The organism is Streptomyces sp. ID05-26A (genome assembly GCF_033794685.1).
Classification (GTDB): Bacteria; Actinomycetota; Actinomycetes; order Mycobacteriales; family Pseudonocardiaceae; genus Lentzea.
The window spans coordinates 419,113-443,052 of the sequence record NZ_JARAYZ010000002.1 but is presented as its reverse complement, the minus strand read 5'-3'; the positions used below and the strand labels follow the sequence as shown (position 1 = coordinate 443,052).

Sequence of the window (23,940 nt, the reverse complement as noted above, 5' to 3'; positions counted from 1 at the left end):
GTGCTGCGCCCCGAACGCTCGTGGTCCTCGCGTCCTCATCCGGGCCGCCCGAGATCGGGACAGGCCCGGGCACCCCTGGCCGTCCACGGGTCGCGGCAAGTGGGTGAACTCGTTCGATTCCCCCCGAAGTTCGTTTGACGCGTAACTATCCTTCGCCGCTGATCGATGTTCTGCGTTGAACGATCTTTCACGAGGGGGCGTGGGTGGGTTTGCCGACACACGACAGGCAGACGACCAGGACCCGCTTCCTCGCCGGAATTCCGCGTCGCCAGGCATATTCCAGCCCGCCGGGACAACTCGTCGTCCTCCTCGTCGCGCTGGTGGTGTTGTGCCTGGGCGCGGGCGTCGCCGGAGCGTTCGACGTGCAGCACCGGCGAGCCGCGCTGAACGAGGTGATCGACCGCGGCGGGCCGCTGACCGGTGCGGCGATGGACGTCTACCAGTCGCTGTCGGAAGCCGACGCCACGGTGGCGGGTGCGTATCTGGTCGGCGACGTCGAACCGGCCGAGTTGCGCGACCGGTACCGGACCAACATCGCCGAGGCGTCCGCCGCACTGGGCACCGCCGCCCTCGCCGAGGGCACGGAAGCCGACCTGACCGCGTTGAACACCCACCTGCCGGTGTACACCGGGCTGATCGAGACGGCCCGGACGCTCAACCGCCAGGGGTTGCCGCAGGGGGTCGCCTACCTCCGGGAGGCCTCCACCGTCGCGCAGACGGTGATGCTGCCCGCCGCGGAAAGGCTGCTGAGACAGGAGAACACCCGGCTCCTGCGGGCGCAGCAGGAGGCCTCCTCGGTGGATCCGGTCGTGATCGGCGCGGCGGTGCTCGTGGTGCTGGCGCTTCTCGCCGCGCAGGTCCACCTCGCGCGCACCACCCGCCGGATCTTCAACGCCGGTCTGCTCGCGGCCACGTTGTGCGCGGTCGCAGCGGTGGCGTGGCTGGTCACCGCGTCCGTCGTGGCGGCGGCGCACGCCCACGCGGGCAGGACCGAGGGCACGGCACAGGTCGCGGTGTTCTCCGACGTCAGGGCCGAGGCGCTGAAAGCACGGTGCGCGGAGTCGCTGATCCTCGTCGCACGGGGAAACGGGACGGTGCACGAGGCCGACTTCGACGCCGCCGCGGCGAGGCTGAGCACCAGGTTGCTCGCCGACGCGGAGCGGGCGGCCACCGCGTCCGGGACGCGTGACGCGGTGCGGCGGGCCGGCGAGCAGTGGTCGCGCTGGCTCGACGGTCACAAGGCGTTGCGCGAGAAGGACGACAACGGCGAGTTCGGCCTGGCCGTGAAGCTCGCGACGAGCGCCGACGAACAAGGCGGCACGACGGGACCGTCCAGGACGGTCGACGAGGAACTGGGCAAGGCGATCGAGATCGCGAAGGAGCGGTTCGAGACGGAGTCGGCGCACGCGCGGAACGCGCTGGCCTTCGGTGAGATCGGCGTCGCGGTGCTGATGGCCCTCGCTGCGCTGGGAGTCGGATTCGGCTACCTGCCAAGGCTGCGGGAGTACCGATGAGGCGACTGCTGCTGGCCACCGTGCTGCTCCTCACGGCGTGCGCGACCCCGGAGGTGGCGGTCACGCCGACACTCCCGCTGTCGGTTCCCGCGCCGGTACCGACCCAGATGCAGGTGCCACCGGAGATCCCGGTCGAGCGGAGGACGGACTGCCGCGCCGAGCAGAGCTACCGGCCGCAGGGTCCGCTGCCCGCGCCGGACCGACTGCCCGCGGGCTCGGCCATGCTCAGGATCAGGGAGAAGGGCAAGATCGTCGTCGGTGTGGGCAACGGCTACCTGCTGAGCTTCCGCGACCCCGGCACCGGGCAGGTGCGGGGGTTCGAGGCGGCGCTCGCGGAGGAGATCGCGCACGCCCTCTTCGGCGGTGACCGCGCGAAGGCCGCGGACCACGTCCAGTACCGGGTGATCGACGCGGCGGACCGGATCGCGGCGCTCCGCACCGACCGCGTCGACCTCGTGCTCTCCAGCATGACCATGACCTGCGAGCGGTGGCAGGAGATCGCGTTCTCCGCCGAGTACTACTCCTCCCAGCAACGGCTGCTCGTCCACCACGACTCGGGCATCGACGACATCGCCCGGCTCGGCGGCCGGAAGGTGTGCGCGTCGAGGACGAGCACGAACCTGCGTCCCCTCGCGGAACACCCGGCCAAGCCGATCCCGGTCGCCGCCGCGAACACCGCCGACTGCCTGCTGCTCCTGCAACAGGGTCAGGTCGACGCCGTGTCGACCGGCGACATCATCCTGGCCGGGCTCGCCGCACAGGACCCGGCCACCCGCATCGTCGGACCCGCGCTGCGGTCCGACCCGACCGGCATCGCGATCGCGCCGCACCGGCTGGACCTGGTGCGGTTCGTCAACGCCGTGCTGGAGAGGGTGGTCGCCGACGGCACCTGGCGGCAGTTGCAGCGGACGTGGCTCGCGGACCAGTTGGGACCGGCCGAACCGCCGGCGCTCCAGTACCGGCCGGAATGAGGACGACACAGTGAATTCCCTGGTGCACAACGGTGTGCCGCGCGGCGGGAAGCCCCGCATCCATCTCCTGCGGGACCGGGTGCGCTGGGCGACGGGAACGCCACCCGGCCGGCTGAGCGCGATGGCGGCGGTGCTGGTGGCGCTGTGCCTGCTCGCCGGGCTGGTGGGCGCGGTCGACATCGCACAGCGCCGTGCCGCCCTGACCGAGGTGACCCAGCGCAGCATTCCCCTGGCACGCGCGGCGTTGGACGCGTACCAGTCGCTGTCCGAGGCGGACGCGGCCGCGAACAGCGTGTTCCTGGTGGGCGACAAGGCCGGACCGGCCGAACGCGCCGGGTACCTCGACAAGGTGCAGAAGGCGGCGGTGGCGCTGAGCACCGCGGCGGTCAACGCGCCCACCGCGACGACGGAGACGGTTGCCCGGCTGACCGCCCAGCTCACGAACTACTCCGGGCTGGTCGACACGGCGCACACCGAGAACAAGCGCGGTTTCGCGCTCGGCGCGGCCTATCTGCGGCAGGCCTCGGCACTCGTGCGCGAGGTCCTGCTGCCCGACACGCTCAAGCTGTACCGCGCGGAGTTGGAGAAGCTCACCCACGCCCAGCGCGACGCGAGTTCGATCGCCTGGCTCGCGCTCACCTTCTGCCTGCTGGCACTGGCCGCGCTCGTGGCGGTCCAGCTGTACCTGCGGGAGACCACGCGGCGCACGCTGAACCGCGGCCTGCTGGTGGCGACCGCCGCGGTGCTCCTGGCGATCGGCTGGCTCGTCACCACCTCGTTCGCCGCGGCGGACGAGGTCGACACGAGCCTGCGCGGGAAGTCCCGGACGGAGGCGCTCGCCGAAGCCCGCATCAACGCGCTCACCGCGCGCAGCACCGAGGCGCTGGCACGCGTCGAACGCAGCAACGCCGACCCGTACGAACAGGAGTTCCGCAACGCCCGCGACAAGCTCAACGCGGGCAACGACCAGCTCGGATCGCTCGTCATGGCGGCCGGCCGCTTCGACGAGCAGTCGGAGGAGAAACGGACCGTGGAAGCCGCGATCGCACACTGGCGCGACTGGCAGGAGCTGCACGAGCAGAACCGGGCCACCCCCGCGACCGCGGACTGGAGCGGCACCACCGAACTCGCGGCCCAGCTGGACGACAAGCTGGCCGAGGCACTCCGGAGGTCCGAGGAGACCTTCCAGAACGGCGCGGCCGGCGCGGTGAACTCGTTGCGCGGCGCGGACTTCGCACTCGTGGTGTCGATGCTGGTCGCCGCGGCGGCCGCGGGACTCGGCATGGCGCCCCGGATCCGGGAGTACCGATGAGAACCAGGAAACTCGTCGCCGTGGCGGCGGCTCTGTGCCTTCTCACCTCCTGCGGCCAGGCGGTGACGGTACCGGCGCGCACGACGCTGGAACCGTTGCGGCCACCCGGCATGGACGACACCAGAGGCGCGCTGGCACCGACGCAGTGCCCGCCGGGCACCGGCCCCGATTTCGTACCGGAGCGCAGCAGTCTCAAACCGCTCGGCCGCTCCCCCGCGCAGGCGCCGCCGGGCAGCACCCTCGCGGAGATCGTGCGGCGCGGCCGGCTGGTCGCGGGGGTCGACCAGAACCTCAACAGGTCCAGTTCGCTCAACCCCCGGACCGGCGCGCTGGAGGGGTTCGACGTCGACGTCGTGAAGACGATCGCGAAGGAGCTGTTCGGCGACGAGAACGCCGTGACCCTCGTGGAGGTCAACTTCTCGAACAACTTCCCCAAGCTGGCGGCCGAGGACGTCGACCTGCTCGCGGACTCGATCACGATCACCTGCGAGCGGCGGTTCACCAAGAAGGTCATGTTCAGCTCGGACTACTTCATCTCCGGGCAGCGGGTGCTGGTGCCGAAGGCCTCGGGCGTGAAGTCCATCGGTGACCTGAAGGGCAAGCGGGTCTGCGCGCCGAACGGCACCACGTCGATGGGCAAGCTCAAGGAGCCCTCGCTCGGGGTGGTACCGGTCGGCGTGCGGGAGTTCCCCGACTGCCTGGTGCTGATGCAGCGCGGCCAGGTGGAGGCGAGCTCCACCACGGACAGCGTGCTGCTCGGACTGAAGGACCTGGACCCCGCCACGGACATCGTCGGAGAGCGGTTCTCCGAGGAGCACCACGGGCTGGCCATGCGCGAGAGCGACGAGGAACTCGTCCGGTTCGTCAACGGTGTGCTCGAAAGGATGCGTGCCGACGGCACGTGGAAGCGGTTGTACGAGAAGTGGTTGCGGGACCCGGACGAACCCGGTCCGGTCCCCGAACCACCCCCGGCGCACTACATCGACGAGGAGTAGGCATGAGTGCCGCGATCGAGATCCACGACAGTCCCGACGCGTTCGCCGAACTGGAGTCGCTGCACGGGTGGCTGCTCGACCTGCCCGACCTGCGCGGTGTCTCCCTCGGCCAGCCCGAGCGGAGCCCGCAGGAGATGGGCTGGCTCACCGACGTGCTCAGCGTCTCGGTCGGCAACGGTGGCGCCGTCACCGCGCTCGCCGGGTCGCTCGCCACCTGGCTCGTCAGCCGCCGGTCCCACATCAAGATCAAGGTGACCGGGCCGGACGGCCGCAGCACCGAGGTGGACGTCAAGCAGGCCAAGGGGAACCAGGCCACGGTGGAGGCGATGCTGCGGGAGGTGCTGGAGGAGCACGAAGGCGGCACGACGTGAGCGAACACCAGCCGGTCCTGCCGGACCCCGCCGCGTCCCGTGCGGTGCTGATCGGGACGAGCTCGTACACCGATTCCGCGTTCCCCGCACTGCCCGGCGTCGAGAACAACCTGAACGACCTCGCGAAGATGCTGACCTCGCCGCACGGCGCGGGACTCCCGCCGGAGAACTGCGTGGTGCTGCACAACCCTCCCGACCAGATCGGCGTGGGCAGTCAGATCACCCGCGCCGCGGCCGAGGCCGAGGACGTCCTGCTCGTCTACTACGCCGGGCACGGCGAGATGACGTGGGACAAGAAGAACGAGCTGTGCCTGACGATGCGGGACACCATGCCGGACTCGTTGCGCACGTCGGCGTTGCGGTGCGAGGACCTGCGCCACTACCTGCACCGCAGCCAGGCGCGGACACGGGTGCTGATCCTCGACTGCTGCTACGCGGCCAGGGAACTGCCGGACACCATGTCCGCCTCGTCGAGCGTGATCGAGCACGTGCGGATCAACGGGACGTACGTGCTCGCCGCCGCGTACGGCAAGGCGCTCGCCCCGGCGGGCATGCGGAACACGCTGTTCACCGGCGAACTGCTGCGCGTGCTGGGTGAGGGCGTCCCGGCGGAGCCGACGATGCTGCTGACGCTGGACGCGTTGTTCCGCGAGGTGCTGACGAGTCTGCGAGGCCAGGGGCACCCGGAGCCCAGCTGCAACCACAGCAACAACGCCGCGTGGCTCGCGCTCGCCCCGAACGCCGCGCACAGGATCCACCGTGCGCTGCAGGACGTCGAGGCCCGTCTGGCGGAGCTCGACGAGGTCGAAGCGCGCACGACGGCGGCCTGCGACCTGACCATCGACCGGATCAAGGACTCCGGCCTGCCGTCGTTCGTCCCCACCGGGCCGGGACTGCGGCAACGCCTGAAAGCCCTGCAGGCCATGGCGATGGCCGGCCGCAGACCCGAGGAGATCGTGCTCGGCGCGCTCGACGCGGACGTGACCGACGCGTGTGCCGCGGCGGAACGGCAGCGCGTGCGCGCCGAGGAGCCGATGGCGACCCGGCACGAGTTGCGTCAGCGGCTCGACCTGTACCGGCTGGTCGCGGCCAAGGAGGGCTTCGCCGAGGAGATCGATCTCCGCAGGAGGTACGACGTGGCCTGGAACCTGTTGTGGGTCAAGCCGTGCGACCTCCAGGCCGCGGTCCACGCGGTCGAGGCCTCGGTCCAGGCGGTCGTGCGACGCAGAGAGCGCAAGCGAACGGAGAACGAGCGGTGAACGCATGCGCCCGGCCGGGCTGCAAGGGAACGATCGACGCGTGGGGTTTCTGCGACGACTGCGGGCACAAGGCGAAGAGCGCGAGCCCGCCTCCTCGCCCGCCCGCTCCGAGTCCGGTGGTGCCCACCCCGGCACCGGCCACGGCACCGGGCCGGTCCACCCCCTCTCGCCCGATCTCCGTGCCGTGGCGGCGTTCCGGGGTCCTGCTGCCGTCGTTGCCCCCGCGCGACCCGGCCACCGAGACCTCCGCCGTCGTCGTGGTGCCCGAGACCAGGCGGCACTGCCGTCAGTGCAACGAACCCGTCGGCCGCGGCGCCGACGGTGAACCGGGTCCCACCGAGGGCGAGTGCCCGAAGGACGGCGCGCACTTCTCCTTCACCCCCGGTCTCACGAAGGGCGAACAGGTCGCGGGCCGCTACGAGATCGTCCGCTGCCTCGCCTACGGCGGCCAGGGCTGGGTCTACCTCGCCAGGGACACGCACCTGAGCGACGCCGACACCGTCCACTGGGTCGTCCTCAAAGGACTGATCGACACCGACGACCCCTCCGCTCTCGACCAGGCCATCAACGAACGCCGGCACCTGCTGAAGGTCAAACACCCGAACGTCGTCAAGATCAACGACTTCGTGACGCACCGCGACGCCCGCAGTGGCAGGCTCGACGGCTACATCGTGATGGAGTACGTCGACGGCCCGTCGTTGCAGGAGCTGTTCCTCGAACACCGCGACCACCGCGGGCAGCGCGCGCCGCTGCCGTTGACGCACGTGCTCGCCTACGCCATGGACGTGGTGCAGGCGCTCGGCCACCTGCACTCGCTCGGCCTGCTGTACTGCGACTTCAAGCCGGACAACGCCCTCTACGCCGGCGGCGAGGTCAAGCTCATCGACCTCGGGGCGGCGGTGCTGGCGGACGATCCGGGCGACACGCTGCTCGCCACCCCGGGGTTCGCCGCGCCGGAACTGCGGGAGAAGGGTCCGTCGGTCCAGTCCGACCTCTACACCGTCGGGCGCACTCTCGCGGTGCTGAGCATCGAGTTCCACGGGTTCACCAGGGAGGAGAACTGGTACGCCCTTCCCGCTCGCACCGTGACGCCGCTGTTCACCGCCCACGAGGCGTACTACCGCCTGCTGCGACGCGCCACGCACATCGATCCGGCCAAGCGGTTCTCCTCGGCCGAGGAGATGTACGGGCAGCTGGAGGGCGTGCTGCACGAGGTCCTCGCCGCGCAGGACGGCACCGCGCGGAACCCGGTGTCGACGCGGTTCTCGATCGAGCGCAGGACCTTCGGCACCGAGTCCACAGAGGACGACGAGATCGACTGGACGCGGACGCCGGACGCGTTTCCCTCACCGCTGGTCGACCCCAGGGATCCCGCCGCCGCGCACCTGGCGTCGATCACCGCGTCCACCCCGGACGACCTGATCACCGCGCTGGAGGCGATTCCGGTGGAGAGCGACGAGGTCAAGCTGCAGCTCGTCGCCGTGCGGATCGCCCACGGCCTCCTGGAGCAGGCGGACGCGGTCCTCGCCGAACTCGCGGACGCGACACCGGGCGACTGGAGACTCGCCTGGTACCGCGGGATCCGCGCGATGGCGGCGGGGCAGCCCCGCGACGCGGTGGCGGAGTTCGACGCCGTCTTCGACGCGGTGCCGGGCGAGCTCACCCCGAAACTGGCGCTCGCGGCGGCGGCCGAGGCCTCCGGTGACGACGCGCGCGCGGGTGAGCTGTACCGGTTGGTGTGGCGCACCGACACCCGCTACGTCAGCGCCGCGTTCGGGCTGGCACGGGTGCTGCGCAGGCAGGGCGACCTGGCCGCGGCGGTGGAGGCGCTCGACGGCGTGCCGGAGTCGTCCAGCCAGCACGTGCCCGCCCAGGTGGCCGCGATCCACGCCCGCCTGTCCCCCGACGCCGCCAAGTCGCAGCTGCTGGACGCGTCCGCCCGGCTGGAACGCCTGCGGATGGGCATCGAGCAGCAGGCGGACCTGTCGGTGCGGGTGCTCGAGGCCGCACTGGACTGGGTGACCGGCAACGGCGAGACCGGCCACGCGGGCCAGGTGCTCGGCCGTCCGCTGGAGGAACGGGAGCTGCGCTTCGGTCTGGAGCAGGCGTATCGCGACCTGGCGAGCGTCACCGACGGCGCGAGCCGCCGGATCGAACTGGTCCGCGAGGCGAACAGGGTCCGTCCCAGGACGCTGTTCTGACGAGAGACGAGGTGCACGGGTGAGCGAGTCGCCGGACTTCACGCTCAGGGTCGACCACAACAAGTACCTCCCCGAGGGGCAGCGCTCCATCGACGCGGTGATCTCCGTCAGCACGGCGGGCGAACGCCGGGGTCCCGCGCCCAGCGCCGCCCAGGTGATCATGATCGACTGCTCCAGCTCGATGAGCGGCGACAAGATGGTGCAGGCGCGCCGGGCGACCGCGACCGCGATCAAGATGCTCAACGACGGCGTGGCGTTCGCGGTCGTCGCGGGCACCCACTCCGCGCGGATGGTCTACCCCGTGAACAGCGCCATGGTGATCGCGTCACCACAGACCAGGAAGGAGGCCGCGAAGGCGGTCGGGCGGCTGGACCCCAACGGCGGCACCGCGATCGGCACCTGGCTTGACCTCGCGAACACCCTGCTGGCCGCGCAGCCGGCGGAGATCAAGCACGGCATCCTGCTCACCGACGGGCACAACGTCGGCCAGACCGAGGAGGAGTTCGCCGCGGCACTGCACCGGTGCCGCGACCGGTTCGTCTGCCACAGCCTCGGCGTCGGCAAGCAGTGGGCGGCCGAACCGCTGCGCGCCGTCGCGGACGCGTTGCACGGCGACGCGACCGGCCTGCCGGACGAACGGGCGCTCCCCGACGTGTTCCGCGCGATGGCCGAGGACTTCATGAGCACGGCGGTCGGCAACGTGGCGCTGCGCGTGTGGACCCCGCGGGGCAGCCGGGTCCGCTTCCTCAAACAGGTGTACCCGAACACCCTCGACCTGACGGACCGCCGCACCGAGGTCTCCGCCCTGGTCGGTGACTACCCGGCCGGATCGTGGGGCGCGGAGACGAGGGACTTCCACCTGTCCGTCGAACTCCCCGCGGGCAACGTCCTCGACGACGAGGTGCTGGCCGCCCGCGTGCACGTCGTCGCCGGAGGGCGGGAGATCGGTCGCGGTGAGGTGGAAGCGATGTGGACCGACGACCCGGTGCAGTCCACCAAGATCGCCCCGATGGTCGCGCACTACACCGGCCAGGTCGAGTTGGACCAGGTGATGCAGGAGGGCATCGGCGCGCTGCGCGACGGCCGCACGGACGAGGCGACGGTCAAGCTCGGCCGAGCCGCCCAGATCGCCGACGAGTCGAACCGCGAGCCGGTGCTGGACGCGATCAAGGGGGTCGCGGAGATCATCGACGCGAAGACCGCGCGGATCCGGCTGCGCGGGAGGATGGAGGACGTGGACGCCGAGATGGCGCTGCTGGAGTCGCGCAGGACAGAGCGGTGGCAGCGGGAGGACGAAGGTTCGTGACGCGATGACGTGGGAGTCGCTCGGGCAGTGGGGTCACGACGTGGTGCGCGTCGAGCCGCTCTCCGGCGGAGTGGCCAACGACGTGTGGAGCCTGCGCGTCGGCGGGCGCCTCGCCGTCGGCCGTCTCGGCGGCAGGAGCGACGCCGATCTCGCCTGGGAGACCGGACTTCTCCGGTACCTCGACCGCGAGGGCCTGACCGTGCCGGTACCGATCCCCACCTCGGACGGCAGGCTCTTCTGCGACGGCCTCGTGGTGATGACCCACCTCGACGGCGGACCGCCCGAGACGCGGGCCGACTGGCGCCGGGTGGCCCGGACACTGCGCGAACTGCACCGGCTCACGCGGGGATGGCCGCAGCGGCCCGGCTGGCGGTCGTCGACCGACCTGCTGCGGGCCACGGCCGGGACGAAGATCGACCTGGGGGCGATGCCCGCCGACGGCGTCGCGCGGTGCCGGGCGGCGTGGGCACGGCTCAGCGGACGCCGGACCTGCGTCGTGCACGGCGATCCCAACCCCGGCAACGTGCGCGTGACCGCGAACCACGTCGGGCTGATCGACTGGGACGAGGCGCACGTCGACGTCCCCGACCTCGACCTCGTCCTGCCCGGCAACGCCGCCGGTCTCGACGACGCCGCGTTCGACGTCGCCGCGCAGGCCTCAGCCGCGTGGGAGGCCGCTGTCTGCTGGGACGACGACTACTCGAAGAAGCGGCTCGCCGAGGTCCGGGCGATCTGAGGTCCGGCGCGGGCCGACAGGCTCCTGCCGGCCCGCGCCCAGCCTGCTACACCGGCCAGGCCGGTTCGCCCGTCACCACCTCCGCGATCGCGGACAGCGGGATGACCATCCACTCCGGACGGAACCGGTGCTCGTGCCGCACCTCCAGCACCGCCCGGTCCAGCTCGACCGCGGTCAGCAGCGCGCCACCGGGCGTGCGGCCGGGCGACACCTCCTCGTAGCCGGCCCGGAAGGCGTCGCGGTTGTGCTCCAGCCACCGGGCGGCCTTGGGACGCATCGCGGCGTCGTCGGCGCCCACCAGCAACTGGGCCGCCGCGTAGTGCAGCGACCTCAGGGCGGTCGCCACGTCGTGCTCCGCCGGGCGCGGGCGGGAGCGTTCGGCGGCGGTGCCGTGCGGTTCGCCCTCGAAGTCGACGAGCACCCACGTGTGCGGTGAGCGGAGCACCTGGCCCAGGTGCAGGTCGCCGTGCACCCGTTGCAGGCGGATCGGCTCGCCGGTCGCGAGGACCTCGTCGAACCTCGCCCGGATGCCCGCCTCGAACTCCGCCAGCGCCGGCACCTCGGCCAGCGCGGCGTCCAGGCGGGTGTGCAGGGCCGACACGAACTCGACCTCGTCGCCCGGACCGGCGATCTGCTCGCCCAGCGTCTCGCGCAGGTCCGCGTGCACGCGTGCCACGGCACGGCCCAGCCGGTGCGCCTCGGCGGCGAAGTCACCGCCCGCGCTCTGCGGGTCGTCGCTCGGGTTCGCGAGGAAGTCCCGCACGCTGGCGGTCGCCATCGGCCAGCCCAGCGCGCCCAGCGGCACGAACTCGTGCAGCACCGCGAACGTCGTGCGAACTCCGTCCAGTTCGGACTCCAGGGAGCCCTGGGGCGCCGCGATGTGCGGGTCACCGACGGAGTGCAGTGCGTCGTGCAGCACGAGTTCCGGGTTGTCGCCCGGGGTCAGCTCGCGGAAGAACTTCAGCACGTGCCGCTGGCCGTAGACGATCGAGCAGTTGCGCTGCGGGCCGGGGAACGGGCGTCCGACCGGCGCGGCCGCGTACCTCGGGGGCACCGCGCCGCGGAACCGCAGGCCCGCCACCTCCGCCAGGTCCTCGAAGTGGCCCAGCAGCACGGCGGTGAGCTCCGGGTCGTACACCGCCTCGTACACCACGCGTTCGCCCGCGACGCCGATCCGGGCGTGCTCCAGCCGTTCCGGCAGTGCGTCCCGCACGCCCACCAGCAGCTGATACCGGTGCCCCTCGCACGCCAGCACCAGGTGGACCAGCGCGGGATCGCCGTGGTGCAGGACGGTCGCCCGTTCGCAGGTCACCGGTCCGCGGGCCCGGAACCACGGCTGGCTCTCGAGCCAGCGGTCGAGCTCCTCGGGCAGGACCGCCACGGCCTCGCTCGTCGTCACTTCTCGTCGCCGCCTTCCACGTCGGAGTTCAGCTGGAACCAGTAGAAGCCGTGACCGGGCAGCATCAGCTGGTACGGCAGGTCGCCGACGGCGGGGAACCGCACGCCGCCGGTGAGTTCGACCGGCACGGTGCCGGCGTGCTCGGCCAGGTCGAGCTCGACGGGCTGCGGGAACCGGGACAGGTTGTTCACGCACAGCACCACGTCGGCGCCGAGCGTGCGCAGGTACGCGAGCACGGTCGGGTTCGAGCCGCCGAGCTCGGTGAAGTCGCCGTGGCCGAACGCGCGGTGCTGCTTGCGCACCTCGATCATGTGCCGCGTCCAGTTCAGCAACGACGACTGGCTGCGGACCTGTGCCTCGACGTTGAGGCCCTGGTAGCCGTACACCGGGTCCATGATCACCGGGAGGTAGATCCGGCCGGGGTCGCAGCTCGAGAAGCCCGCGTTGCGGTCCGGCGTCCACTGCATCGGCGTGCGCACCGCGTCGCGGTCCTGCAACCAGATGTTGTCGCCCATGCCGATCTCGTCGCCGTAGTACAGAACCGGCGAGCCCGGCAGCGAGAGCAACATCGCGGTGAACAGCTCGTGCTGGTTGCGGTCGTTCTCCAGCAGCGGGGCGAGCCGTCGGCGGATGCCGATGTTCGCCTTCATCCGCGGGTCCTTGGCGTACTCCGCGTACATGTAGTCGCGCTCTTCGTCCGTGACCATCTCGAGCGTGAGCTCGTCGTGGTTGCGCAGGAAGATGCCCCACTGCGCGTTCTCGGGGATCGACGGCGTCTGCGCGAGGATCTCCGAGATCGGGAACCGCGACTCCCGCCGCACCGCCATGAAGATCCGCGGCATCAGCGGGAAGTGGAACGCCATGTGGCACTCGTCGCCCCCCACCTCCGCGTCACCGAAGTACTCCACGACGTCGGACGGCCACTGGTTCGCCTCCGCGAGAAGCACCCGTCCGGGGTACTCGTCGTCGACGACCTTGCGGCACTTGCGGAGGAAGTCGTGCGTCTCCGGCAGGTTCTCGCAGTTGGTGCCCTCGCGCTCGAACAGGTACGGCACGGCGTCGAGCCGGAACCCGTCGATGCCCACGTCGAGCCAGAACCTCAGCACGTCCAGCATCGCGTCCTGGACGGCGGGGTTGTCGAAGTTGAGGTCCGGCTGGTGGCTGAAGAAGCGGTGCCAGTAGAACTGCCCGCGCACCGGGTCGTAGGTCCAGTTCGACGACTCCGTGTCCACGAAGATGATCCGCGCGTCGGAGTACGCCGAATCGTCGTCACTCCACACGTAGTAGTCGCCGTACGGGCCCGTCGGGTCCTGACGGGACTGCTGGAACCACGAGTGCGCATCACTCGTGTGGTTGAGCACCAGGTCGGTGATCACGCGGATCCCGCGCCGATGCGCCTCCTCCAGCAGGTGCTGGAAGTCCTCGACCGTGCCGAACTCCGGCAGCACCGCGCGGAAGTCGCTGATGTCGTACCCACCGTCGCGCAACGGCGAGGCGTAGAACGGCGGCAGCCACAGGCAGTCGACGCCGAGCCACTGCAGGTAGTCCAGTTTGGACGTCAGGCCGCGCAGATCACCGGTGCCGTCACCGTTGGAGTCGCAGAAGGCGCGGACCAGAACCTCGTAGAAGACAGCACCTTTGAACCAGTTCGCCTCGTGCTCCATGGCACCTCTCGCTCACACAATCTCGACGGATTGCGGCAGAGTGAGGCACTGCGGGCACCAAGATCAAATCGTTCACCGGATCAGGTGAGGTGCCGTTTTCCGTCGAATCGCGGGCCTCAGGCGCAGGCGAACCGGCCGTCGAGCTCCCCTGGCCGCAGGACCTCGGTCGAGTTGTGCTCCCGCACGATGCGCCACCCGGCCGCCGTGCGGTGCCAGACCAGCGAGGTCGTGGTCCGGATGTCCGTGACTCCGCCGGGCGCGACGATCCTGGCCAGGAATCGCAGAGTCGACGCCGCGAGGCCGTCCGCGGTGAGAACGTGCGGACCGTCGTCGACGGCGTGCCGTGCGGACACCATGTCGCGGAAGGCGGGCTCCCAGATCGCGCCGTAGCCGGTGGCGGTCGTCGACACCCGGTGTCCGGGGTCGAAGTCGTCGTAGAGCCGGACGTCCGGCGAGCTGAAGTCGTAGAACTCGCCGAAGGCGCGCGCGAAGTCGAACGGCGCGTCACCCTCGCGGCGGTCCCAGCCGAACACCCACCGCGTGTGCAGATCCTCGATCACCTGTCGGTCGTTCATGATCGTGACGCTAGGCCGGCGGGAACGTCCGCGGGAGGGTGTGCCACACCCTGGCAGGGCTGGGTGACGACGCTCAGCCCCGGCGGCGCGTCACGGCGTGCCGGCCAGGTCGCGGGTGGCGTAGCGGAGGTGGTCCCACTCCTCCTGCAGGATCGTGTGCAGGCACGCGAGCACGGTCTCCCGGTGCTCGGGCGCCCACGGGTTCGCCCGTTCCCCGGCCAGGTCCGCCTCGGTGACGGTCGCGAGGTAGTCGCGCACCATGGCGACCCGGCCGGCCCGCACCGCCAGCACCTCCGGGTACGGCACCGGATCCGTCGTGAAGATCGACAGGTCCAGCCCGTCCTCCGCGGCCCCCTCGTTCGCGAGGCCCGCCGGGTGGTAGGGCTCCTCCTGCCGCAGGATCGCCCGGTTGAGCCAGGTGTCGGTCGCCATCACCAGGTGTCGCAACGTCTGCGCGAACGACCACTCGCCGTCGACCGACGCGTCGGTCGTGCCCTCGGGGAGCGTGGCGACGTGGTCGACGGCCGCGGCCCATTCCCGTTCCACCGCGGCCCATGCGGCACGGAGACCGTCCGGCGTGGTGGCTCGGCGATCGGCGCGGCCGGGGAAGCGGCGGTTCAGTTCCGCGTCGACGAGCGGAACCACGTCGACACCGTTCACGAGGAGGACGCCGTCGCCCTCGAAGAGCCACGGCGAGTCGATGTCCATGTTCTGCACGTCGACGCCGCGCAGGACCACACCGGACAGTCCCGACGCGACGAACCGCGCGCCGGTCAGCGCCGCGCGTTCGAACCGCGCGCCCCTCAAGTCGTCGGACGGGCCGAAGGACGGCGTGCTGTGCTCGGACATGGAAGGAGGCTACCCGGGCGGTTCAGAGCCAGTCGGCCTCGATCCCGCGCGCACGAAGGAACTCCAGAGCCTCCTCGTCGCCCGTGTAGAGCAACGTCATCGACTTCAGGTTGGGAAAGTGCCGCACGTCGGCGAACTCGGCGACGTCGAACAGCCCGTCCTCACCATCCCAGTTCGGCGCGATCTCGAGGTAGATCTCGTTGCCGCCGTCCATCTCGATCTCGGTGATCCTCTCCGCGAGCGCGGCGGGGACCTCGAGCGCCTCGAAGTAGGCCAGAGCCTCGGGCACCGCCGCGAAGCTGCCGTCGTCGTAGGTGAAGCCCTGCTCGGCGGCGTACTCGCGCAGGTCGAACCTCGGCAACAGGGCCTGGTTGTACATCAACTCCTGGACGACGGCGAGCTTGAAGTTGGCGTCGGCGAACGGAATCGGCTGGCTCATCCCCGCACCGTATAGGCAGCGACGACGGCCGGATCCACCGACGTGGCACCGAGTTCAGTCTCCGTCCGGATCTCCTGACCGGTGTTCACGGCCGCGCCCGCCTGGTCTCGTACGCCCAGATGGCGATCTGGACGCGGTTGCGGGCCCCGATCTTGTTCATGAGGCTCGCGAGGTGGAACTTGACCGTGCTGAGGCTGATGTGGAGTTCGTCGGCGATCTCGGCGTTGGTGCGGCCCCGCGCCACGGTCAGTGCGACCTCTTCCTCCCGGTCGGTCAGCACGACGGGTGGCCCGGCCCGCTTCGAGGAGGACGCGGCGTCGGCGAAGCGGGCGAGCAGGCGGGCGGTGACGCTGGGGACGATCAGCGCGTCACCCTCGGCCGCGGCGTGGACTGCCTGGACCAGCAGGGCGGGTCCGGCGTCCTTGAGCAGGAAGCCCCTGGCGCCCGCCTTCAGTGCGCCGCTGACGTGGTCGTCGGTGTCGAAGGTGGTGATGACGACCACGGCCAGCGGATCCTCGACGTCGGGTCCCGCCAGCAGGCGGGTCGCCTCGACGCCGTCGAGGCGCGGCATCCGGATGTCGAACAGGCACACGTCGGGGCGCAGCCGGCGGGCGAGTGCCACGGCCTCGTGGCCGTCGGCGGCCTGACCGATCACGTCGATGCCGGGCTGGCCGTCGAGGATCGTGGTCAGTCCCGCCCGGACGATGTCCTGGTCGTCGGCGATGATGACGCGGATGGTCATGCGGGCACCTCTCGCCTCGGGATCACCGCGTGGACCGTCCAGCCGTGGCCGGGGTTCGGCCCCGCTTCGAGGGTTCCGCCGAGCAGTGTCACGCGCTCGGCCATGCCCACGAGTCCGTAACCCGGCACGCGGGAGTTGGACAGGCCGCGCTCACCGTCGTCGCTGACGCTCAGGCGCACGGTGTCGGTGCCGCCGTCCACGAGGACGTGCACCTGGGTCGCGTGCCGTGCGTGGCGTCTCGCGTTGGTGACCGACTCCTGGGCGACCCGGTACAGCGCCGCCTCGACCGAGGGGCGCAGGTCGTGCAGATCGCCGGACTGCTCGACGTCGATCCGCGGACCGGGGTCACCCTCCGCCGTGGCCAGACCCTCGATGTCGGCCACGCCTCGGGCGACCACCTCCGGTCCGCCGTCGCCCCGGCGGAGGGAACTGACCATGGAGCGCATCTCCGCCAGCGTGCGCGAGGCCTCCGCCTCGATGACTTCGAGAGCCTTGGCGGCTCCGTCCAGGTCGCGCGAACCCGCCAGGAACCGTCCCGCCTGTGCCTGGATGGCGATGGCGGACACGTGATGGGCGACGGTGTCGTGCAGCTCCCGGGCCAGCATGTCGCGCTCCTGGAACCGGACCCGCTCGAACCGCTGGGTGCGGACGATGCGCCGGTAGCGGACCAGGACGCCCAGTGCGGCGGGGAACAACAACACGACCAGGCCACCCCCGACGTCGACGAGCCCGGGAAAGTCGGTCGCCACGGCGACAAGCCACTCCAGCAGCACCACGGCCAGCCCGAACGCCGTCTGCCGGCTGCTTCCCCACCGGAACAGCGCGTACACGAGAACCACGAGGAACGTGCTGGCATACAAGGAAAAAGGCGCGTCGCCGACGAAGACCGCCGCCAGGTCGACCACCATCACCCCGCCGAACCCGAGCACCACCGCAGCGAGCGGCCGAACCCGCCGCCACAGCATCGTGAGCGCCAACGTCACGCCGAGCACGACGCCTACGGGCCGCCACACCATGTCGGCGCGAACGACGACCTCCACCACCGCCGTCGCCGTCACCACGGCGACGAGCAGCCAGTCGCGCCACCCGCGGACCGGTGGGCTCTCGGCGTCGGGCTCCATCCGCAGCAGACCGGGCGTTCCCCTCACCAGCAAGACACTAGGGCTTCGGAGAAGCCCGCGGATCGCCCGGAAAGACAGCTCCGGCCCTGGCTGAAAGGCCAGGGCGACACTGGCCGAGACCCTGGTGTGCCGCGAATCCGGCACGATGACACTGGACCTCCTCGCCGACCAGAGGAGCGGATCCCGTGACGACGCCGAGGAACTACCGAGACACCCCTGTCGATGTGAAGCTCGTGCTCAGTGCCCTGTGGGTCACGATGCTCTTCGTGTTCGCGTACGTCGACATCTTCGGGTTCTACCGCGCCGATGTCCTCGACGCCGCGCTCGAAGGCAGGATGGCGTCCACGCCGTTCACGGTCGACCAGGTGTTCCTGAGCTCGACCCTGGTCTATGTCCTGCCTCCGATCCTGATGGTGGTTCTGACCCTCGTCCTCACACCACGGGTCAACCGAACCGTCAACCTCGTCGTCAGCTTCCTCTACCTGATCACCATCATCGTGTCGTGCGTCGGCGAGACGTGGGTCTACTACCTCGCCGGCAGCCTCGTCGAGGTGGTGCTCCTGGCCGTCCTCGCCCGCGTCGCCTGGAGATGGCCGCACTTCTCCGCCGCTGAGCGCGCGCCGGAACCACGTCTGACGTGACGGGCAGGTCCGATGACGAGGGGGAACCGAGTGCGCCGGACGAGAACGGGTCCGGCGCACAGCGCGGCCCGGCCACCGGTGCGGGTGATTCCGGTCAGCGGCGGCCGGTGGACAGGACGACGAGGAACTGACCGCCGCCGGCCTCGACGCCTGCGGTCACCGGCAGACCCGGCACCAGGCGGGAGAAGCGGTCCTCCAGCCACTCCGCCGCCTCCTGGGCGTCCTGCCGCGTCGGGCAGCGAGCCACGAGTTCGCGGCCGCCCTTGCGTTCCAGCCGGCCGGCGACGGTGATCAGGGGCGCGGGTTCGGCCACGTGCAGGCGGTCCGGCCACGCGATGACGACCTTGACAGCGCCCTTGCGGGTGTTGCAGCCGCGGTGGGCCAGGCGCTCGGCGATCTTCGCCTTCCGGTCCGCGGTCCGGCTGTCCACGCTGGGGCCGCGCTGGTCGTTCACCGACATGCCGGGGTCCACCGGCTCGTCGCACACCCAGCACCGCCAGCCGTCGCGTTCGGCCACGTCTTCGAGGAGACTCACGCGAGCAAACTAGCCTGCCCGGCCCGGTCGCCGGATGTTGCACCTGACGTAGCGGCATGTGCTGTCCTGTCCTCACAAAGGCACCGCAGCTCGAAAGGCACCGTCCTCGATGCACCTCTCCTTCACGCCGCCCCGCCAGGTCAAGATCGGTGACGCCGCCGCCTTCGCCGGGACGACCCCGCGCGCCATCCGCCACTACCACCAGATCGGCCTGCTCCAGGAACCCGGACGGGGCACGGACGGCCGCCGCCGTTACGGCTACGACGACATGATCCGCCTGCTGTGGATCCGCAGGATGGCGGAGGCCGGCATCGGGCTCGACGACGTGCGGGCCGCGTTCGACGACGCCCAGGACATCGACGAGAACCTGCGCCGCCTCGAGGAGACCCTGGCCGCCCAGGAGGCCGACATCAAACGGCAGCGTGCGGCGGTCCAGCGGCTGCGGGCCGTGGGCAGTCCGATGGGGCTGCTGTCGGACCTCGTCACGGACCGGCTCGGCGACCTGCCCCCCGGTGCCGTGCGACCCTCCGATCTGGACACCCTGATGGTCACGGAACGGATCTTCGGCCCGCTCGCGGCCGCGATTCAGGCCAGCACGTTCATCGTGCTGGCCACCCACGCCGACCTGCGGGCCGAGGAAGACCGGCTGGACGCGGCCGAGGCCTCCCTCGACGACGGGGTCGAGCCCGACGACCCCCGCGTCGAGGAACTGGCCGCACTGCGGTACGCCCACCACAAAGCGCTGGAGCGGGCCATCGAGGCCGACGGACTGGAGGCGGCCGAGGACGAACTCCTCCGGCAGGACGACGAGGTGGACGAGGAGCCCGAGCGGGTCATGAGCGCCTACGAGGCGTTCATGAAGATGCCGTACGACTTCTCTCCCGCCCGGCTGCGCTGCATCGAGCTCACGGCGCGACTCCTCGCGCAGGACTGCTGACGCCGGGCGGTCGCGCGACGCCGCGACTTCGGAAGGGTCAACGGACGCGCTCCCCCGCGATCCAGACGCCGGTGATGTTCCGGGTGGCCGTGATGTCCCCCGAGGGGTCACCGTCGACGAGGAGCAGGTCCGCGCGCCTGCCTTCCTCGATCGCACCGCGGTCGTCGAGGCCGAAGGTCCGCGCGGGCGACGACGTCGCTGCCGCAAGGGCTTCGGCCGGGGTCAGCCCGGCGGCGACCAGGAGTTCGAGCTCGTGGTGCAGGGACTCGCCGTGCTGCGGGGCGAACGGCGCGCCTGGCGCGGAGTTGGCGTCCGTGCCGGCCAGCATCCGGATCCCGGCGTCGCGGAACGCGGTCACCGTGTCCCGCGCGTGCTCGTAGCGGAACCCGTTCGCCGCGAACAACTTCGCCGTGCCCTCCATCATCGTGAGCGTCGGCACCGACACCATCCCGAGCTCCCGCATCCGGGCGATGGTGTCGTCGTCGAGCACGGCGTCCAGCGGTGCATGTGTGCTGACGTCCACGCCGGCCTCCACGGCGACGCGGAACGCTCCGGTCGTCACCGCGTGCGCGACGACGAGCAGACCGTGCTGGTGCGCGGCCTCGACGAGTGCGTTCACGGTCACCTGGTCCATGCCCTCCGGCGGTGCGGCCTCGGTGACGACCTTGACGTAGTCGGCACCGTCGGCGACGCGCCGTCGCACGAACGCCCGCGCTTCGTTCGGACTCGTGACGATCCCCTCCGGCGGAAAGCCCGGCATCCTCGCGTGGTGCCCTCCCGGCCCGGCCGCCGGGATCGTGGCGCTCAGGATCTGCGCCGCGCCCTTCTGCCGCCGCAGGCCGTCGACGAACTCCACGGGCCACGCGGCCATGTCCAGTGCCGTCGTCACCCCGGCGCGGGCGAGGTCCTCCAGGTCGGCCCGGCCGCGCACGACGTGGACGTGGGCGTCGATCAGCCCCGGCAGCACCACCTTGCCCGCACCGTCGACGACCTCGTCGACGACCCCGTCGGCCGTTCCGTCACCGAGCACGGTCTCGCCGAACACCACCCGGCGCGGCCCGCTCGCCGCGGCACCGCCGAACACCCGGACGTTCTCGATCACCGTCGTCATGAACCCTCCCCGATTTACCTTTTGCGAAAGCTATCACGAAAGCAATCGAGTAGGCTTCGCCCGTGCCCACACCTCGCGAGCTGTCCTCGTTGTCCCTCGGCCAGCACGCCGTGCGGCTGCAGACCTTGCTGGAACGCCACGTCGTCGACGTGCTCAAGCAGCACGGGCTCTCCCGCGGCGAACTCGACGTGCTGGGTGCCCTGGCCGCCAACGGTGACGTGCGCCCCCAGGAACTCTCGTCACAGCTGCTGCTGACCACCGGGGGCCTGAGCAACATCCTCCGCAGACTCGAGACCGACGGGCACATCACCCGCGAGGCCAACGCCGCCGACGCCAGGAGCAGCATCGTTCGCCTCACCGAACGGGGAGCGGCCACCGCACGAGAAACCGGAGCGGCCGTCAGCGAAGCGCTCGCCCGTGCGCTGGACGCGGTCGACGAAGCCGTGCTCGGCGCGGCCGCCGAGCACCTGCACCACGTCCTCGTCAGCCTCGACGAGGACGCACCAGTGCATCGGGGCCTTCCGTGGTGAGCGCAGGAGATCGGACGCCGCGGACGAGCAGGTAGAGCATCAGCCCGAACTCGGCCAGGGACGTGGGAACCGACACCACGTCACGGACGAGACCGGGTGCGCCGGGCAGGGCGAACGCGATCAGCGGATCGGCGACCCACGCGACACCGCCGACAACGAGCAGCACGCCCAGCGGCTTCGGGAAGAGGCCGGAGCGCAGGGCGAGGTGGCCCATCGGCAACAGCCACAGGCCGAAGAACACGCCACCGAGGGTGTAGCCGTACCCGTGCAGGTCGAGCAGCAGCAACGCGAGACCGTCGTCCTTCACGGGGCCGGTGGCGACCCGCAGTGCCCCGGCGTGGAACGCGAGGTTGAGCAGGATGGAGCCCGCGCCGACCGACACGAAGACCAGGAGCGCCGTCGCCGCGCGCTCGTCCACGTGGTGCAGCAGGCGTTGCAGGACGAGTCCGAGCAGCACGAAGACGACCGCCATCAGCACGTCCGCCGCGAGGCCCCAGCGGAAGAGCGCTTCGTGGGCCACGATGTTCGCCGCGGTGGTGGCGGGATCGCCGGGCACGTGCACGCTCTTGCGGACGACCAGTTCCGCCCAGGTGCCGAGCAGGACCAGGGCCAGGTACAGCAGACCCGCTGTCCTCGCGAGCGTCTTGGGCTTGGTCATGGCTTCTCCTTGTGGCGCAACGCCGGTAGTGGTGATGACGACACCAACGCTGTCCCGTCGGAGCCTCTGGCGACTCCCCACCGAGGCTCGTTCCCCTCCACCCGGAGGTGGAGGCGGTCGAGCCTTTCGACGGACCTGCGCCGCACCTCGCGCCTCTACGCTTCGGCCATGCCGGAACTGCTGCCCCGCCCGTGGTCCCGCGTCTGGCGCTACCTGCTCGCGGCAGCCGTCGGCGCGGCGGCGTGGTGCGCCCAGACCGCGGTGGTGCTGTCCGCGCCGCTGACGCCGGCGCAGCAGGACGTCGTCGGCGCGGTGCTGGTGCTCGACTTCGTCCTCGGCGTGGTGGTGCTCGCGCTTCTTCCGTTGCGGCGGCGGTGTCCCCTGCTCGCGGCGTGCCTGGCGAGTGCCGTCTGCGCCGTGTCGGTGGCGAGCATGGGCCCGGCCGCGTTCGCCGTCGCCTCGATGGCCGTACGACGCCAACGGGTGGCGGTCACGATCGCCGCGACCGTGTTCGTCGCGGGCGCGATCGCGTCCGAGTTCCTTTACCGGCCACGTTTTCTGTTCACCACGGGCGGTGGCTTCGACTCGATGGGCGGAGTGGTGCTCAGCGGGGCGTTCTTCGCCGCCGCCGTGGTCGCCGGGTACTACGTCGCCGCCCGCCGCGAACTGGTCGGCTCGCTGAGCGAGCGCGCCCTCACGGCGGAACGGGAGCAGGCGCTGACGGCGCGGGTCGCCCGCGACGCGGAGCGGAACCGGATCGCCCGGGAGATGCACGACGTGCTGGCGCACCGCATCTCCATGGTCGCGCTGCACGCCGGGGCCCTGACCTACCGCGAGGACCTGGACCGCGGGCAGACGGCCGCGGTGGCGCACACCATCCAGGACAACGCGCGGCTCGCGCTGGCCGAACTGCGGGAGGTGCTGGGCGTCCTGCGGGCGGAGGGCGCCGCGGACGACTCGGCCGAACCTCCACAGCCGACACTCGCGCAGTTGCCCGCGCTGCTCGCCGACGCGCGGGAGGCCGGTTCGGCGGTCCGGCTGGACGACGGCGGGCTGGACAACGGCGGGCTGGCCGGGCGACAGTTCCCGGAAACGCTGTCGCGCACGGCTTTCCGGATCGTCCAGGAAGCTCTGACGAACGCCAGGAGACACGCGCCCGGCGAGCCTGTCGCCGTGCGTCTCACCGGCACTCCCGGAGGTGTGCTCGAAGTGGAGGTCCGCAACCCGCTGGGCGACCGGGTGAGCGCGGCGCCGTCGCCGGGAGTGGGGCTGCTGGGCCTCGCCGAGCGCGCGGAACTCGCCGGCGGAACCGTCACCCACGGGCCACGGCCCGACGGGTCGTTCGTCGTGACCGCGAGACTGCCGTGGCAGAGCTGACCGTGGTGCGGTTGGTCGTCGTCGACGACGACCCGCTGGTGCGAGCAGGCCTGCTGATGATCCTCGGTGGCGCCGGGGACATCGACGTCGTCGGTGAGGCAGCCGACGGGCGGGACGCGATCGACGTGGTGGTACGCGAACGCCCGGACGTCGTCCTGATGGACGTCCGAATGCCGCAGATGGACGGCGTGGCCGCCCTGCGGCAGCTCCGCGACCGGGGATCGCCGGCTCGAGTCATCGTCTTGACCACGTTCGACACCGACGAGCTGGTCGTCACGGCGCTGCGCGAGGGCGCGGCGGGGTTCCTGGTGAAGGACACCAGGCCCGCCGACATCGTCGCCGCGGTGCGTCGTGTCGCGCTCGGCGAACCGATGCTCTCGCCGAGCGTCACCAGCCGCCTGATCGCCGCGGTCACCGGACAGGGCGACGACTCCCGGCGACGCGCCGCCCGCACGCTGCTCGCCCGGCTGACCGACCGTGAACGCGAGGTCGCCGTCGCGGTCGGCGAAGGACTGACCAACGCCGAGATCGCCGCAGCGCTGCACCTCGGCCTGGCTACCGTCAAGACGCACGTCGGGAGCGTGTTCGCGAAGCTGGAGGTCACCAACCGCGTCCAGGTCTCCCGGTGCGTGCAGGACGCCGGACCTCTGTCGGGATAGGACTGCCGCGGGCGAGCCTCGGGGCCGTCTGGAGTCAA

General features: G+C 71.1%; 24 protein-coding genes. 14 read left to right on the top strand and 10 right to left on the bottom strand.

Translation table 11 applies throughout. The annotated features are described in order from the left end of the window. Positions 1-203: 203 nt before the first annotated feature. Genes PV646_RS17750 through PV646_RS17710 form a run of 9 tightly spaced genes read left to right on the top strand, consistent with a single transcriptional unit; the run spans position 204 to position 10,665 of the window. Positions 204-1,514, top strand: coding sequence for a GlnX family signal transduction membrane protein (locus tag PV646_RS17750; protein WP_500343176.1), 1,311 nt, complete (start codon positions 204-206; stop codon positions 1,512-1,514). Beyond that, positions 1,511-2,485: a glutamate ABC transporter substrate-binding protein gene (locus tag PV646_RS17745; protein ID WP_500343174.1), complete on the top strand. Its 975-nt coding sequence runs from the start codon at positions 1,511-1,513 to the stop codon at positions 2,483-2,485. Before PV646_RS17750 ends, PV646_RS17745 begins: the two co-directional genes overlap by 4 nt. A 10-nt stretch (positions 2,486-2,495) precedes the next feature. After that, a complete protein-coding gene (locus PV646_RS17740; protein WP_500343171.1) occupies positions 2,496-3,797 on the top strand; it encodes a GlnX family signal transduction membrane protein in 1,302 nt (433 codons plus the stop codon). Then, complete coding sequence (locus PV646_RS17735; protein ID WP_500343169.1) at positions 3,794-4,792, top strand: glutamate ABC transporter substrate-binding protein; 999 nt, start codon at positions 3,794-3,796, stop codon at positions 4,790-4,792. Before PV646_RS17740 ends, PV646_RS17735 begins: the two co-directional genes overlap by 4 nt. Before the next feature lie 2 nt (positions 4,793-4,794). Beyond that, on the top strand, positions 4,795-5,163 hold the full coding sequence (locus PV646_RS17730) for an effector-associated constant component EACC1 (RefSeq protein ID WP_500343166.1): 369 nt from the start codon (positions 4,795-4,797) through the stop codon (positions 5,161-5,163). Then, the gene (locus PV646_RS17725) at positions 5,160-6,422 is read left to right on the top strand and encodes a caspase family protein (RefSeq protein WP_500343164.1); all 1,263 of its coding nucleotides are present in this window, start codon (positions 5,160-5,162) and stop codon (positions 6,420-6,422) included. Before PV646_RS17730 ends, PV646_RS17725 begins: the two co-directional genes overlap by 4 nt. Beyond that, complete coding sequence (locus PV646_RS17720; RefSeq protein ID WP_500343162.1) at positions 6,419-8,623, top strand: serine/threonine-protein kinase; 2,205 nt, start codon at positions 6,419-6,421, stop codon at positions 8,621-8,623. The genes PV646_RS17725 and PV646_RS17720 overlap by 4 nt, the downstream gene beginning before the upstream one ends. A 19-nt stretch (positions 8,624-8,642) precedes the next feature. Next, the gene (locus PV646_RS17715) at positions 8,643-9,929 is read left to right on the top strand and encodes a vWA domain-containing protein (protein WP_500343160.1); all 1,287 of its coding nucleotides are present in this window, start codon (positions 8,643-8,645) and stop codon (positions 9,927-9,929) included. A gap of 4 nt (positions 9,930-9,933) precedes the next feature. Beyond that, on the top strand, positions 9,934-10,665 hold the full coding sequence (locus tag PV646_RS17710) for a phosphotransferase (RefSeq protein WP_500343158.1): 732 nt from the start codon (positions 9,934-9,936) through the stop codon (positions 10,663-10,665). A 46-nt stretch (positions 10,666-10,711) separates the two neighbouring features. Here PV646_RS17710 and PV646_RS17705 read toward each other — a convergent pair whose 3' ends face one another. From PV646_RS17705 to PV646_RS17675, 7 genes are all read right to left on the bottom strand, one after another. Beyond that, the gene (locus PV646_RS17705) at positions 10,712-12,064 is read right to left on the bottom strand and encodes a maltokinase N-terminal cap-like domain-containing protein (RefSeq protein WP_500343156.1); all 1,353 of its coding nucleotides are present in this window, start codon (positions 12,062-12,064) and stop codon (positions 10,712-10,714) included. Then, entirely contained in the window at positions 12,061-13,728 is a 1,668-nt protein-coding gene (gene treS, locus PV646_RS17700; protein ID WP_500343154.1) for a maltose alpha-D-glucosyltransferase, read from the bottom strand. The genes PV646_RS17705 and treS overlap by 4 nt, the downstream gene beginning before the upstream one ends. A 116-nt stretch (positions 13,729-13,844) precedes the next feature. Continuing rightward, positions 13,845-14,303, bottom strand: a complete 459-nt coding sequence (locus tag PV646_RS17695; RefSeq protein ID WP_500343152.1) for a Cif family virulence factor — start codon at positions 14,301-14,303, stop codon at positions 13,845-13,847. A gap of 90 nt (positions 14,304-14,393) precedes the next feature. Beyond that, complete coding sequence (locus PV646_RS17690; RefSeq protein ID WP_500343148.1) at positions 14,394-15,152, bottom strand: DinB family protein; 759 nt, start codon at positions 15,150-15,152, stop codon at positions 14,394-14,396. A 22-nt stretch (positions 15,153-15,174) separates the two neighbouring features. Next, the gene (locus tag PV646_RS17685; RefSeq protein ID WP_500343146.1) at positions 15,175-15,591 is read right to left on the bottom strand and encodes a DUF6892 domain-containing protein; all 417 of its coding nucleotides are present in this window, start codon (positions 15,589-15,591) and stop codon (positions 15,175-15,177) included. Between the two features lie 85 nt (positions 15,592-15,676). Further along, positions 15,677-16,333 (bottom strand): response regulator transcription factor, encoded by a 657-nt coding sequence (locus tag PV646_RS17680; protein ID WP_500343144.1) that lies wholly within the window; start codon positions 16,331-16,333, stop codon positions 15,677-15,679. After that, positions 16,330-17,481 (bottom strand): sensor histidine kinase, encoded by a 1,152-nt coding sequence (locus tag PV646_RS17675; protein ID WP_500343142.1) that lies wholly within the window; start codon positions 17,479-17,481, stop codon positions 16,330-16,332. The genes PV646_RS17680 and PV646_RS17675 overlap by 4 nt, the downstream gene beginning before the upstream one ends. A 158-nt stretch (positions 17,482-17,639) precedes the next feature. Here PV646_RS17675 and PV646_RS17670 point away from each other — a divergent pair, with 158 nt between their 5' ends. Then, complete coding sequence (locus PV646_RS17670; protein WP_500343139.1) at positions 17,640-18,095, top strand: DUF6326 family protein; 456 nt, start codon at positions 17,640-17,642, stop codon at positions 18,093-18,095. Between the two features lie 94 nt (positions 18,096-18,189). On the opposite strand, the gene PV646_RS17665 is transcribed toward PV646_RS17670, so the two are convergent. Beyond that, positions 18,190-18,630 carry a hypothetical protein gene (locus tag PV646_RS17665; RefSeq protein ID WP_500343137.1) on the bottom strand — a complete coding sequence of 147 codons (441 nt, stop codon included), beginning with the start codon at positions 18,628-18,630 and terminating at the stop codon, positions 18,190-18,192. 109 nt (positions 18,631-18,739) lie between these two features. Between PV646_RS17665 and PV646_RS17660 the strand changes: the two genes are divergently transcribed. Next, on the top strand, positions 18,740-19,567 hold the full coding sequence (locus PV646_RS17660) for a MerR family DNA-binding transcriptional regulator (protein WP_500343135.1): 828 nt from the start codon (positions 18,740-18,742) through the stop codon (positions 19,565-19,567). 37 nt (positions 19,568-19,604) lie between these two features. Here the strand turns inward: PV646_RS17660 and PV646_RS17655 are convergent, their stop codons facing one another. Further along, on the bottom strand, positions 19,605-20,678 hold the full coding sequence (locus tag PV646_RS17655) for an amidohydrolase family protein (RefSeq protein ID WP_500343133.1): 1,074 nt from the start codon (positions 20,676-20,678) through the stop codon (positions 19,605-19,607). Between the two features lie 62 nt (positions 20,679-20,740). Here PV646_RS17655 and PV646_RS17650 point away from each other — a divergent pair, with 62 nt between their 5' ends. Then, the gene (locus tag PV646_RS17650; protein ID WP_500343130.1) at positions 20,741-21,208 is read left to right on the top strand and encodes a MarR family winged helix-turn-helix transcriptional regulator; all 468 of its coding nucleotides are present in this window, start codon (positions 20,741-20,743) and stop codon (positions 21,206-21,208) included. Here the strand turns inward: PV646_RS17650 and PV646_RS17645 are convergent. Then, positions 21,162-21,866 (bottom strand): DUF4386 domain-containing protein, encoded by a 705-nt coding sequence (locus tag PV646_RS17645; RefSeq protein WP_500343128.1) that lies wholly within the window; start codon positions 21,864-21,866, stop codon positions 21,162-21,164. The genes PV646_RS17650 and PV646_RS17645 overlap by 47 nt on opposite strands. A 168-nt stretch (positions 21,867-22,034) precedes the next feature. Between PV646_RS17645 and PV646_RS17640 the strand changes: the two genes are divergently transcribed. Next, positions 22,035-23,243: a sensor histidine kinase gene (locus PV646_RS17640; RefSeq protein ID WP_500343127.1), complete on the top strand. Its 1,209-nt coding sequence runs from the start codon at positions 22,035-22,037 to the stop codon at positions 23,241-23,243. Further along, positions 23,240-23,902, top strand: a complete 663-nt coding sequence (locus PV646_RS17635; protein ID WP_500345026.1) for a response regulator — start codon at positions 23,240-23,242, stop codon at positions 23,900-23,902. Before PV646_RS17640 ends, PV646_RS17635 begins: the two co-directional genes overlap by 4 nt. The last annotated feature ends 38 nt before the right edge of the window (positions 23,903-23,940 follow it).